Below are 12,455 nucleotides of genomic sequence, written 5' to 3'. Positions count from 1 at the left end.
TCGCCTCAGCATGCAGAGGGCCCGCACATGGTGCGGTACTTGCGTGCGGCCAACGTCAAAGACGGAGCGCTGGATCTCAACGATGTCCAGTCGATGAACTTCACCCCGTCGGAACAGGTCACGTTCTCCCTGCGTGCAGGCGATGTGTTGGTTTCGGAAGGCAGCGGAAGCCTCAAAAGCGTGGGGGCGGCGGCTGTATGGCGCGGCGAGCTCGAAGGCACGGTCTGCTTCCAGAACACCCTGCTGCGTCTGCGTCCTCGCCCTGGCACCGATGGTGAATTCCTGGGGTGGTGGGCACGCTCCGCGTTCGGGTCCGGGATTTTCGCTTCCATCGCGTCTGGCGCCAATATTTACCATGTGAGCGCGGAGCGGGTACGGGCGCTATCTGCACACTTCCCGCCGCTCGACGAGCAGCGGCGGATCGCTACCTTCCTCGACGTCGAAACTGCCCGAATCGACTGCCTTACAGTCGCCCGCCAACGTCAGCTCACCACACTCCAAGAACGTGCGTACGCGACCGTTTCGGAAACATTGGTGCCGGGCACCCTTGGTGCCCCTGCACAAGTCTGGCCGTGGGTATGGCTCCCTGACACCCCACCTGAAGTGCCACTCGTACGTCTCGGCTATGTCTGCCAACTGCAGACCGGCCTCACAGTTGATGGAAAGCGAGACATCAGCGGTGACGTCGTCACCCGCCCATATCTGCGCGTGGCAAACGTACAGGCTGACCACGTGGCATTGGAGTCAGTCACAGAGATCACCGTCCCCCGCGAAATCGCTGCGCGCAGCACCCTGCTTCCCGACGATGTCCTCATGACAGAGGGCGGAGACTTGGACAAGCTGGGGCGCGGCACCGTGTGGCATGGCGAGTTGCCTGGCTGCCTGCACCAGAACCACGTATTCGCGCTGCGTCCCGACCACGACCGCCTCGAAGGCGAATATCTGGCGCTCATGACACAGACTGTTCACGGCCGCTGTTATTTCGAGAGCACAGGAACGAAGACTACGAATCTTGCATCGACAAACAGCAGCAAGATTCTCAGCTTCCCCATTCCCCTCCCCAGCGTTGAGCGACAACGCGCTCTGGTCCGGGAAGTCCAGCAAAATCTCGACGCCGTGAGGCAAGCGAAAGTGGCTCTGAATCGCCAGCTCGCCCTCCTCGCCGAGCGCCGTCAGTCCCTCATCACCGCAGCCGTAACCAGCCAGATCGACGTGTCCACCGCCAGTGGCCGAGGAGTTGATGTGCTATGACCTCCGACCGCGCAACCCAGTGGCTGACGACGAACACCACACCCGCCGTCCCGTTCGTCACCCGCCTTCGTGTCAATGGCTACCGGTCCCTCGCTCACTGCGATGTCACCTTCGGCCCGCTGACCGTGCTTATCGGCCTCAACGCGTCGGGAAAGTCGAACCTTCTCGACGCGCTCGAATTCGTCCGTGACTGCCTTGAGGGGCGTCCCCAGCAGGCTGTTCAGTCGCGCGGCGGCGCCGAGACGCTGTTCCACCACAGTGGAGGACGGGCCGCCGACCGGCTTTCGATCGAGGTTCATCTCCTCCTCGCACCCAGGGACCGCAGCGCCCCCGACTCCCACCGCATCCACGCCACCTACGGCTTCGAGCTGGTACAGGGGCGGCAGAACCGCACCCACCAGCCCGTCGCCGTCACCTCGGAGTGGCTCGAAGTCACACCCGAGGGAACCGAGACCCGTACAGGCTTCCGCCGGGACAGCACCGGCAGCGTGACCTCTCTGCCAACCGGCACGTCCACGGGGCTGGTCGCAGCCAACGCCCTGTGGCTCGGCAACGCCGCAGCAGCGGACGAGACGGTTGCCGGTGTACTCCAAGCCCTCACCAGCATGTCCTTCTACACTCCGGATCCCGCACGCATGGCCGAGCCGCAGCGGGCCACCACCGGTGAGGCGCTGGCGCCCGACGCGGCGAACGCCGGTGAGGTGCTGGGGGCTCTCGCCGCCTCCCGGCCGGAGATCAAGCAGCGGGTGGACGCCTATGTGGCAGCCATCGTCCCCGGCGCTCAGGGCGTCGATGAGCTGCCGCTCGACACATACCGCACCCTGCACCTGCGCATGCTCGACGGCGAGACGAACGAGGTCGTCCGGTTCGGTGCCGGCCAGCTCTCCTACGGAACGCTCCGTGCCACCGGACTGCTGTCCGCCCTGTTCCAGCCCGATGCCCTCAACGGGTTCACCTCGTTGGTATGTGTGGACGAACCCGAACTGGGCCTGCACCCGTCCGCCGCCGGCGCGCTGTTCGACGCGCTGACCGAGGCGGCCGAGCATGTCCAGGTCATCGTGGCCACGCAGAGCGGTGACCTGCTGGACCGGGACGAATTCGATCCGGACTGGGTCAGGGTCGTAGCGGTCCGCGGGGGTGCCACAGTCGTCGGCCCCATCGACGCCATCGGGCGTCGTGTCCTGGGTAAGGGACTTGCCACCGTCGGTGAACTGATGCGGGGCGATCAGCTGCCGCCCGCCGACCCGGAGGACCCGCAGAGCCCTGACACCGCTGAGAGCACGGACAGCACTCCGGGAAGCGAGGAGCCGCAGCCGTGACCCCCGTCGTGATTGCCTCCGTCGTCGAAGGCGATGGCGAGGTGAAGGCTCTGCCGAAGCTGCTGCACCGTATCGCCGGCGAACTGGGTGTCTGGGATCTGCGCGTCCTCAAGCCCATGCGCGTTCCCCGCAGTCAGCTGGTCAGGACCGGTGGGATCGAGGGGGCCGTACTCCAGCAGGCGGCCCTCATGCCCCGGCCGTCGGACGGCGGGGGCGGGGGTGTCCTCGTTCTGCTCGACGCGGACGATGACTGCCCCGCGGCTCTGGGACCGGAGCTGCTCGCCCGCGCCCGGCAAGCCCGTGCCGATGTCGCTGTCTCCGTAGTGCTGCCCTGCCGGGAATACGAGTCGTGGTTCCTCGCCGCCGCATCGTCGCTGGCGGGGGTCCACGGATTTCCCGACGGCATGGCGTGTCCGGTGAGCCCCGACGAGAAGCCCCGCGACGCCAAGGGGTGGCTCACCCACCGGCGCGGCACGCAGCATCCCCGGTACAAACCCGTCATCGATCAGGCTCCGCTGACGAGCGCGATGGATCTGTCCCTCGCCCGAGCCAATTCGCCTTCCTTCGACAAGCTCTACCGCGATGTGAGCCGCCTCCTGACGGCCGGAACGGAGTCCCGCTGATGGGGCAGCAGCGCCATGACACCGAGGAAGCCTTCGAGAACGCCGTGGAGGACGGGCTCCTCACGCACGGCTGGGAGAGGGGCCAGTCCGACAACTACAAACATGACCTCGGGATCGACACCGCCGAGCTCGCCACCTTCCTCGGCGCCTCGCAGAACGATGCCTGGCTGCGGCTGCGCGCCGAATACGGGGAGGGCGAGACCGCGTCCATCCAGCGGTTCGCCAAGCGTGTGGCGGAGCAGATCGACAAGCGCGGTGTTCTCGATGTGCTGCGGCGCGGGGTCAATGACCGCAACGTCAAGATCCAGCTCGCCTACTTCCGGCCCGCGCACACGCTCGCCGCCGGGGCGCAGGACCAGTACGACGCCAACCGGCTCACCGTCGTACGGCAGTTCCACTACTCCGCGAAGACGCCCGCCAAGTCGCTCGACCTCGCCCTCTTCGTCAACGGCATCCCGATCGCCTCCGTCGAGCTGAAGAGCCACTTCACGAAGCAGAACGTCGAGCACGCCATCCGCCAGTACCGCAAGGACCGGGACCCGAAGGAGCTGTTCTTCTCCAAGCGCAGTCTCGTCCACTTCGCGGTGGACCCACAGCTGGCGTTCCTGACCACTCGCCTGGCCGGCGCCAAGACCCGCTTCCTCCCGTTCAACACCGGCACGGGCGGACCCGGCGCCACCGGTGGCGCGGGCAACCCGTCGCAGGCGGCGGACGGGGCGTACCCCGTGTCCTACCTCTGGGAGCAGATCTGGGACCGTGACAACTGGCTGGAGCTCCTCGAACGTTTCCTGCACATCGAGGACGAGCAGGCGAAGGCCGGGAAGTCGCCGTCGCACCGGCCCGGCAGCGCGCACGCGCAGCCGCTCATCTTCCCCCGGTTCCATCAGTGGCACGCCGTGCGGGAGCTCGCCGCGCACGCCGGTCTCAACGGTGCCGGGGAGAACTACCTGGTGCAGCACTCGGCCGGCTCCGGGAAGTCCAACACCATCGCCTGGCTGGCCCACCGCCTGTCCTCCCTGCACACCCCGGAGGACCCGGCGCAGCTGGGCACGGGCGCGCGGGAGAAGGGGATGGGGACCAATCAGCGGGTCTTCGACAAGGTCATCGTCATCACGGACCGCCGGGTTCTGGACAAGCAGCTCCAGGACACGATCTTCCAGTTCACGCACACGCCGGGCGTCGTCGTCCGGATCGACGAGGACTCCGCTCAGCTCGCCGACGCGCTGACCGGCGCCACCGCCCGTATCGTCATCACCACCCTGCAGAAGTTCCCCTTCATCCTGAAGAAGGTCGGCGGGCTCGGCGCCCTGCGCTACGCCGTGATCATCGACGAGGCTCACTCCTCGCAGGGTGGCGACGGTTCGGCAGCGCTGAAGAAGGCGCTCGGGGGCAACACGGTGGACGCGGAGGGCGATCCGCTCACCGCCGAAGCACTGGCCCGGGGTCAGCAGCCGAACATGTCCTTCTTCGCGTTCACGGCAACTCCCAAGCCCAAGACGCTTCAGCTCTTCGGGGCTCCGGATGCCACCACCGGTCAGCCCGGACCGTTCCACGTGTACTCGATGCGTCAGGCCATCGACGAGGGCTTCATCCTCGACGTCCTGGGCAACTACGCCACTTGGAGCACTTACTTCAAGCTGCGCAACGATGCCGCGGAGCAGGTCGAGCAGCAGGTGGACCCGCGTAAGGCGCGCTCGCAGCTCGTACGGGCGGCTCTGCTGTCCGAGGCGTCCATGGCTCAGCGGGCCAAGATCATGGTGGATCACTTCCGTTCGCACAGCGCCGCCAAACTGGGCGGGCGGGCCAGGGCCATGGTCGTCACCCCGAGCCGCGAGCACGCGGTGCGGCTCTACCTGGAGATCCGCAAGTACGTCGACGAACGCGGAGCCACCGACTGCGCGGCTCTGGTGGCCTTCTCCGGGTCGTTGACCCTCGACGGGGTCGAGTACACGGAGTCCAAGCTCAACGGCTTCCCCGAGAAGGAGCTGCCCGGCCGGTTCGGTTACGTACGGACGGACGATCCGAATCCCCCGGCCGTGCCCAAGCCCGAGTACCGCATCCTCGTCGTCGCGGAGAAGTACCAGACGGGCTTCGACCAGCCGCTCCTGACCACCATGTACGTGGACAAGCCGCTGGCCAACGTGGCGGCGGTGCAGACGTTGTCGCGCCTCAACCGCACTCACCCCGAGAAGTCGCAGGAGGACCTGTTCGTCCTCGACTTCGCCAACAAGCCGGAGGTGATCCAGGACGCTTTCCAGAAGTACTACGAGGTGTCGCTGACCGACGAGATCGACCCGAACCTGCTCTTCGACCGGCAGGACGAGGTCATGGCCTACCAGCTTCTGGTGGAAGCCGACATGGAGGCACTCGTCAAGGCGTATTTCGCCGCTTTCGACGACGGGCGTGCCTCCGAGGACGCGGTGAAGAAGGCGCACGCGCAGCTGTACCGGTACACAGCTCCTGCGGTGGACCGCTTCAACGACCTGGTGGCCATCGAGCCGGAGAAGGCCCAGGAGTTCCGCCGCGCCCTCCAGTCGTACGTCAAGGCGTACGGGTGGCTGTCGCACGTCATCGGCTTCGAGAACCGTGAGCTCGAGAGGTTGTTCCAGTACGGGCGGTTCCTGCTGCGCAGGCTGCCGCGCCCGGACGGAACCGCAGCCGCGGACATAGGCGAGACGGTTCCGAGCCATATGCGGGTCAAGCAGACCGGCACGCCCGAGCTCAAACTGGACGCCGCCGGTGCGCAGATCCTGCCCGGTCTGCCGGAAGCCGCAGGCGCGGCGGTGGAGATCGAGGAGCAGTCACTGGCGGAGGTCATCCAGTCGATCAACGACGATCTGGGAGCGGACCTCACCACGACGGACCAGATCCTGCTGGGGCAGCTGGTCGTCGCGATCGCGGAGAACCCGGACATGCAGGAGATCGGGCTGCACCAGGACGAGGCGACCTACGGTCGTGAACTGGCCAAGGAGATGGACGACTTCGTCATCCGGCAGGCACAGTCCAACGATGCGCTGATGGTCCGCTACTTCGACGAGGACCAGGTCAACAAGCTGTTCCGACAGGTGGCGACCGCACAGTCGTACAACCTGATCCGGCGCCCGGCGCGTCGTGAGGCCGACCGGCTGGCCACGGCCGAGCGGGCGGCCGAACTGAAGAACGGCGGATCCGGGCGGGCTGAACCCCGAAACCCGTAACCTGCACGAACGATCGACGCATCAGTACAGGGAAGGGCGGCGCGCCACATGGGGGACTCGGCACTGCGGGCAGCGACGAGTACGGGACGTCCCCTCGCGGGACGGTACCGCCTGGGGACACCGATCGGCGCCGGTGGCATGGGCGAGGTCTGGCAGGCGTACGACGAGGCGCTGGACCGCAGGGTCGCGGTCAAGATGATGCTGGCCGACCAGCCCGGTATGTACGCGGCGCAGCAGGAAGTACTGGAGACCCGGCGGCAGCGATTCCTGCGTGAGGTGCGCACAACCGCCGGGCTGCACGAGCATCCCGGGCTTCCGGCGGTCTACGACACCGGGGTCGACGAGGCGACCGGGCGGCTGTACGTAGTGATGCAGTTACTGAGGGGGCGTGAGGTCCAGACCCTCATCGACGAGACGGACTACGACTACGAGCCGCTGCCGGTGGCGTGGGCCGCGGCCATCGGGGCGCAGATCGCCTCGGCTCTCGACGAGGTCCATCACCACGATGTCGTCCACCGGGACATCAAGCCCGCCAACGTGATGCTCACGCCGGGCGGGGTGGTGAAGGTGCTCGACTTCGGGGTCGCGGCGCTGCTCGGTACCGGCGGCGCTCATCCGCATCTCACGCAGGAGGGGATGACCGTGGGCACTCCTGCTTACATGTCCCCCGAGCAGAGCCTCGCCAACGCGGTGGGCCCGGCGGCGGACATCTACGCATTGGCATGCCTGCTCCACCAGCTCTTCGTCGGCAGAACACCGTTCATCGCCTCGCGTGACCGGTCCCTTGTCTGGCATCACGTGAACACCGCCCCGCCGGCCGTCCGGTCGCTCCGTCCCGACGTACCGGCCGAGGTCGAGCGGTTGCTGCTCCGCATGCTGCACAAGGACTCGGAACAGCGTGTGGGCGCTGCGACGGTCTACGAGACGTTGCTGCCGTTGGCCGCCATGGGGGCTCCTGCCGGAACCCCGCGGCTGCTGACCGCCGACGGTCTGGAGCTCGACCCCTGCACTCCGTTCACGCGGCCGTTCGGTGGATCGGTGCGCCGAGAGCTGGGCCGGGCGGTGCTGTACACACCGACCGTGGCCGATGTCGTCGCGACGTCACCGTCTCCGTCCGGGCCTGTGCCGTTGACGGACGCGGAGGCCGACGAGGCGACGGAGCGGGCGGGGGAACTCGCCCAGCAGAAGCAGTTCACGCAGGCCTCCGACGTCCTGGTGGCAGCTCTCGACCGGGCCGGGGAAGGCGTGCTGGCGGTGGATCTGTCCCTGTCCCTCGCGCATGTCAAGTTCCTGGCCGGAGCACACCGAGAGGCTCTCAGCCTGTTCGAGCAGGCCGCAGAAGCGATCGGTGCGAGGTTCGGCCCCGACGATCACGAGACACTGCAATGCCGCTACTACGCGGCCGAGTGCCTCGTGGAACTCGGCGAGACAACCGCGGCCCTCGCGGCCTTCACGGTCTATGCCGAGCACGCCCCTGACGAGGACGATCCCCTGTCCGTCGACCGCCATCTCGCGGGACTGGCCCACATCATGCGACTGGAAGCCGGTGCGGAGCACTACTCCCGAGCCCGTGACGCAGCGCGCGAGCTGGTCGGTGCGACGCTCCGCTATCGCGGGACAGACACGAGCGCGCTCGCGGGCATCGAAGATTTCGTCAAACGTCTGAACCGGTTCGAGGGAGCGTAGGCCGGAGCCCGAGCCGGGCCCTCGTGGTGTGGTCCGGGGGACGGCAGCAGCTGCGACGTCAGCAGGTCGTGGACAGGTGCATGAACGGTGACGGCTCGCTCCGCAAGGGCCCAGCTCCGGCCGGCCCCCGGCCCGCTCGTGGGCCGGCGGCCCCGCGGTGGCCTGGGGGCCGCACCGGCTCGGCAACCGGCGGCGCACCGAGGCCCCGGGCCGCGCTGTCCGTGGACCGCGCGAGGGTCCGCACAATCGTGCGGGCCCGTGGAGTCCGACCGCCGAGGCAGCGGCTGCCGGACAGCTCGCCTGTACAACGACTCCGGTGAATCCTCGATGGCCGATCTCAAGGTGGCCGAACATTCCACCCGGCAGAACGGCCAGGAGGCTCTGTGGCCGGAGATCGACTGTCACTGGGTACGGCAGAGCGAGCCCCGTCAGCGGGTGGAGGTCTTCGTCGCAGGTGAGTCGGGCCATGCCCACCAACTTCTGTTCGATACCGTCTCCACGCCGAACCGCCTGGCTGAACAGCAGCGGATGTTCGCCACCGCTCGCTCGCAGTTGCTGATCGACAGAACACAGTGACCGCGCCTGCGGGTCCCGTCCCGGACATGTGCTGCGGGGGTTTGTCTCCGTGACCTCAGGAGGTTTACTCGCCACATGAGTGACGTGAGTAGGACATTGAGATGAGTGGGACGAGCGGGATGTTGGCGGGCAAGACCGTCATGATCACGGGTGCGTCGAGCGGTATCGGAGAAGCAGCCGCTCGTCTGTTCGCCGCCGAGGGAGCGGCAGTCCTCCTGATGGCCCGTCGCGAGGACGTACTGGAACGACTGGCCCAGGAGATCAACGACTCGGGCGGTCGGGCGGCGATCAGCCCGGGCGACGTCTCGGTCGCCGAGGACGTACAGCGCGCCGTGGACGCGGCCCAGGAGCACTTCGGCTCCCTGGACGCGGCCTTCAACAACGCGGGCTTCGCCGGCGACGACCTGTCCCCGATGCATGAGCTCGACCAGGCCGTCTTCGACCGCTCGATGGCCGTCAACGTCAGCGGCACCTGGAACTGCCTGCGCTCCCAGATCCCGGTGATGCTCGAAGCGGGGAAGGGAGCGATCGTCAACACGTCCAGCACCGCGGCCGTGGGTGCCACCGGAGCCCCCGTGCCCTACGTCGCCGCGAAGCACGCGGTGCTCGGCATGACCAGGGCCGCAGCGGCCGAGTACGCGGCACACGGCATTCGCATCAACACGCTCGTCGTCGGCACCACCCGGACAGACATGATCAACCAAGTGGTGGACGCCTATCCGGAGTTGGGGTCGGCCTTCGTCGCCCGCCAGATGCAGAAACGCATGGCGGATCCCGTCGAGATCGCCCAGGCGGCCCTGTGGCTGTGCAGCGACCGCGCCTCGTTCGCCACAGGGTCGGCACTGGCCGTGGACGGCGGGTGGACGGCGGGCTGACGGCCGCCGCGGATAGCTCGCCGGGGCGTCAGGCGCGGGTAACGGAACCGGCCACGGTCCAGGAGCGCGGCCGGCGGTGACACGCCCACCGCCGGGAAGTGGATCGAGCCCCGCTGGGTCCGGGTCGCCGACACCGTCGACGGTGTCGGCGACTCTGCGGAGAAGAACCCGTGTGACCCGTACTGCGCGAGGCGCACCAGCGTGTACTCGGCCTCGGTGGTGCGCGACCTCGGCGGCATCGACGAGCTCTGCACCCAGGTCACGTACGCACTTCCCTCAGGCGAGGTGAAGACACTCCGGGCCTCATACTCCTAGGGCATGTTTCATAGTCAGGTCAGGCCGCGACGAGGAGGCCGATGGCGCGCCGGCAGACGGCGCGGACGGACGGGCGGACGGGCAGTCGGGCGGATGGCGAATTCTCTCAGCCGGCCCCGGGATCAGAACTACTGTCGCGGGCATGGTCGAACACGATGCCCTCGGTGCCACCCGCGAGGCTTACAACGCTGCTGCCCTCACTTATGCGAACCTGTTCCGCGACTCGCTGCGTGACAGTCCCCTGGACCGGGCGTTCTTGGGCGCCTTCGCCGAGGTGGTACGCGCGGGTGGGGGCGGTCAGGTCGCGGACCTGGGGTGCGGACCCGGCCACATCACCGCCCACCTGGACGAGCTGGGGCTGGCGGCGTTCGGTGTCGACACCTCACCCGAGATGATCACGTTGGCCCGACAAGCCTATCCCGGCCTGCGGTTCGACGTGGGCTCGATGGCCGCGCTGAACATCGCTGACGGCGTCCTGGGCGGCGTACTCTCACGCTGGTCCGTCATCCACACTCCGCCGCCGGAACTCCCGGTCATCCTGGAGGAGTTCCGCCGCGTGCTGGCACCGGGCGGCCACCTGCTGATCGGATTCTCGGCGAGCGAAGGCCCGTCTCACCTGACGCAGGTCTTCGATCACGCAGTCGCCCCGGCCTATCGGTGGTCACCTGATCACCTCGCCGCGCTGCTGCGCGATTCCGGGTTGGCCGAGGTGGCCCGGATGGTTCGCGAACCCCAGCCCACCGACCGAAGGCAGTTCCAGGAGATCCACCTGCTCGCCCGCAAGGCCTGATCGACGGCCACCAGGGGCCTTTGGCGGAGCCCTGGGCCCCCTCCGTCATCACGTCAGCGGTCCGGTTCCGTGCACGTGCGCTTCGGCCAGGAAGCTCACCGTCGACCAGATCTCGACGCAGATCCAGCAGGACATCGGTGTCGACCTGACGGAGTCCGTCGAGCTGGGCCGGCACCTGGGACGACGTCACCGTTGACGGGCTGTACGCAGCTGCGTCACGCGGCTCCGGACGACGAGCCCGAGAGGGAGACCTGACGGCAGCACCCAGCAGCGAAGGGTTCCGGCGGGCGAGTCCGCCGGGGCCTCCTGCATGTGAGTACGGTGCTGTCTATGGAGATCAACGGGGCGGAACAGCAGCGAGGACACGTACTACTGATCGCGGGTGACAGTGCGGTACGCCGCCGCACCGTCCAGGTGCTTCCCTCGGAGAACCTTGCCGCGCTGTCCATGGTCCCTGTCTCCGCCCTGCTGGGCAGCGGCCTGCCGAGCGACACCACGTACCTCGACGGCATTCACGATCAGAACGCGCTGCAGGTCCGGCTACGCGCAGCCGCTGCGACTCCCGGCCCGCTGCTGGTCTACCTCTCCGGCCGGCTCACCACCGACCGTCGGGGACAGCAGCTCTACCTGGCTCTCTCCAGGACCACGACGGCCACGGCCCGCTACACCGCGCTCCCCTGGGAGTGGTTGGGCATCGAGCTGCGGAGCCGGCCCCCGGGCCTCACGACCGTGGTCTTCGACCTCGCGGCGGACAAGAGTGCGTGGCCCCTGCTGCAGGAGTACGGGGCGCTGCCGGCCTCGACGACAGCCGACGTGTTCGGAGTGGTGGCTCCGCCGGGATTCCCGGGAAACGAGGGGATCAGCGTCTACACCCGGCACTGGATCGAGCTGCTGCGCCACCATCCCGAGCGGCCGACCAACGCCCGGCTGCACGCTTTGACCGTGTCCTCCGGATCCCTGCCACCGGGCGCCCTGGTCATCCCCAGCACTCCGGAGATCGCCGCCCCCGAGCCAACGGCCCGGCCACCGATGACACATGTGCAGCGCCTCCTCGCAGGGGACACCTCATTCCTCCCTCACCGTCGGGGTACGGGCACGTCCACCGTGCCGGAGCAGGTACCGCCGCACCCCGCTCCGGGATACACCCACGCTCCGGATCCGCAGCTGCTGGCCTCTGCCCCCGTTCCTCAGCAGACCGCCCCCGCGCAGACCTCGCAGACGCTTTCCCCAGCTCCCGCAGAGCAGGACCCCCGTCCCCACATTCACGCCCTCGCCCAGGCCGGACGGCACCAAGAGGCCGCCGAACTGGCCCAGGTGTGGGAGCAGCACACCCTGCACACCAGCGGATTCGATTCGCCCCAGGCCACGCAGTGGGTCGAGATCCGAGCCGACCTCGCCAAGATGTCCGGGAACTTCCTGCTCGCGACGCAGCTGTGGGTGGGCGTCGGCCGGGCCAGGCTCGCTCACCAGTCCCCCGACGCCCCGCAAGTCCTGTCCGCGGCACAGAGCGCCCACTACTGCTGGACCCAGATGAAGGACGTGGCCAAGGCCAGGGAGTGCGGGCCCGAACTGATCGGCCTGCTCCGAGCACTGCCCTCTCTCGACCGTCGGCATCTGTGGGTGGCGCAGCAGCGCATGGAGTACCTGAACAACGCGCCCACCCGACGCTGACCAGCACCACAGCGGCAGGAGGGAGGCGTTGAGCCTCGGACGACGCGGTAAGAGTCTCCGGAGTCGGGCCGATGCCGCGCCCCACGACGTAGGTGCGGCCGGTACGGGGCTCCCGTACCGGCCGCACTCACCTGCCTGTGTCGCTGTGCCTT

General features: G+C 68.0%; 9 protein-coding genes. All 9 read left to right on the top strand.

Going from position 1 to position 12,455, the window contains the following annotated elements:
• Positions 1-27: 27 nt before the first annotated feature.
• Entirely contained in the window at positions 28-1,251 is a 1,224-nt protein-coding gene (locus ACFYQ5_RS05965; protein ID WP_389193711.1) for a hypothetical protein, read from the top strand.
• Positions 1,248-2,570: an AAA family ATPase gene (locus tag ACFYQ5_RS05960; RefSeq protein ID WP_389193708.1), complete on the top strand. Its 1,323-nt coding sequence runs from the start codon at positions 1,248-1,250 to the stop codon at positions 2,568-2,570. Before ACFYQ5_RS05965 ends, ACFYQ5_RS05960 begins: the two co-directional genes overlap by 4 nt.
• On the top strand, positions 2,567-3,193 hold the full coding sequence (locus ACFYQ5_RS05955) for a DUF4276 family protein (RefSeq protein ID WP_389193706.1): 627 nt from the start codon (positions 2,567-2,569) through the stop codon (positions 3,191-3,193). Before ACFYQ5_RS05960 ends, ACFYQ5_RS05955 begins: the two co-directional genes overlap by 4 nt.
• Positions 3,193-6,390, top strand: a complete 3,198-nt coding sequence (locus ACFYQ5_RS05950; RefSeq protein WP_389193703.1) for a type I restriction endonuclease subunit R — start codon at positions 3,193-3,195, stop codon at positions 6,388-6,390. Before ACFYQ5_RS05955 ends, ACFYQ5_RS05950 begins: the two co-directional genes overlap by 1 nt.
• Before the next feature lie 48 nt (positions 6,391-6,438).
• Complete coding sequence (locus ACFYQ5_RS05945; RefSeq protein WP_389193700.1) at positions 6,439-8,076, top strand: protein kinase; 1,638 nt, start codon at positions 6,439-6,441, stop codon at positions 8,074-8,076.
• A gap of 327 nt (positions 8,077-8,403) precedes the next feature.
• The gene (locus ACFYQ5_RS05940) at positions 8,404-8,652 is read left to right on the top strand and encodes a hypothetical protein (RefSeq protein ID WP_389193697.1); all 249 of its coding nucleotides are present in this window, start codon (positions 8,404-8,406) and stop codon (positions 8,650-8,652) included.
• Between the two features lie 101 nt (positions 8,653-8,753).
• Positions 8,754-9,527 (top strand): SDR family NAD(P)-dependent oxidoreductase, encoded by a 774-nt coding sequence (locus ACFYQ5_RS05935; protein ID WP_389193694.1) that lies wholly within the window; start codon positions 8,754-8,756, stop codon positions 9,525-9,527.
• Between the two features lie 457 nt (positions 9,528-9,984).
• Positions 9,985-10,632, top strand: coding sequence for a class I SAM-dependent methyltransferase (locus tag ACFYQ5_RS05930; protein ID WP_389193691.1), 648 nt, complete (start codon positions 9,985-9,987; stop codon positions 10,630-10,632).
• A 330-nt stretch (positions 10,633-10,962) separates the two neighbouring features.
• On the top strand, positions 10,963-12,303 hold the full coding sequence (locus tag ACFYQ5_RS05925; protein WP_389193689.1) for a hypothetical protein: 1,341 nt from the start codon (positions 10,963-10,965) through the stop codon (positions 12,301-12,303).
• The last annotated feature ends 152 nt before the right edge of the window (positions 12,304-12,455 follow it).

This window comes from Streptomyces sp. NPDC005794 (assembly GCF_042871445.1).
GTDB lineage: Bacteria > Actinomycetota > Actinomycetes > Streptomycetales > Streptomycetaceae > Streptomyces.
This window is presented reverse-complemented; position numbering and strand designations above follow the sequence as displayed.

Coding starts and splice junctions, on each gene's coding strand:
- ACFYQ5_RS05965 (WP_389193711.1), top strand. CDS start 28: ATGGTGCGGTACTTGCGTGCGGCCAACGTCAAAGACGGAGCGCTGGAT.
- ACFYQ5_RS05960 (WP_389193708.1), top strand. CDS start 1,248: ATGACCTCCGACCGCGCAACCCAGTGGCTGACGACGAACACCACACCC.
- ACFYQ5_RS05950 (WP_389193703.1), top strand. CDS start 3,193: ATGGGGCAGCAGCGCCATGACACCGAGGAAGCCTTCGAGAACGCCGTG.
- ACFYQ5_RS05945 (WP_389193700.1), top strand. CDS start 6,439: ATGGGGGACTCGGCACTGCGGGCAGCGACGAGTACGGGACGTCCCCTC.
- ACFYQ5_RS05940 (WP_389193697.1), top strand. CDS start 8,404: ATGGCCGATCTCAAGGTGGCCGAACATTCCACCCGGCAGAACGGCCAG.
- ACFYQ5_RS05935 (WP_389193694.1), top strand. CDS start 8,754: ATGAGTGGGACGAGCGGGATGTTGGCGGGCAAGACCGTCATGATCACG.
- ACFYQ5_RS05930 (WP_389193691.1), top strand. CDS start 9,985: ATGGTCGAACACGATGCCCTCGGTGCCACCCGCGAGGCTTACAACGCT.
- ACFYQ5_RS05925 (WP_389193689.1), top strand. CDS start 10,963: ATGGAGATCAACGGGGCGGAACAGCAGCGAGGACACGTACTACTGATC.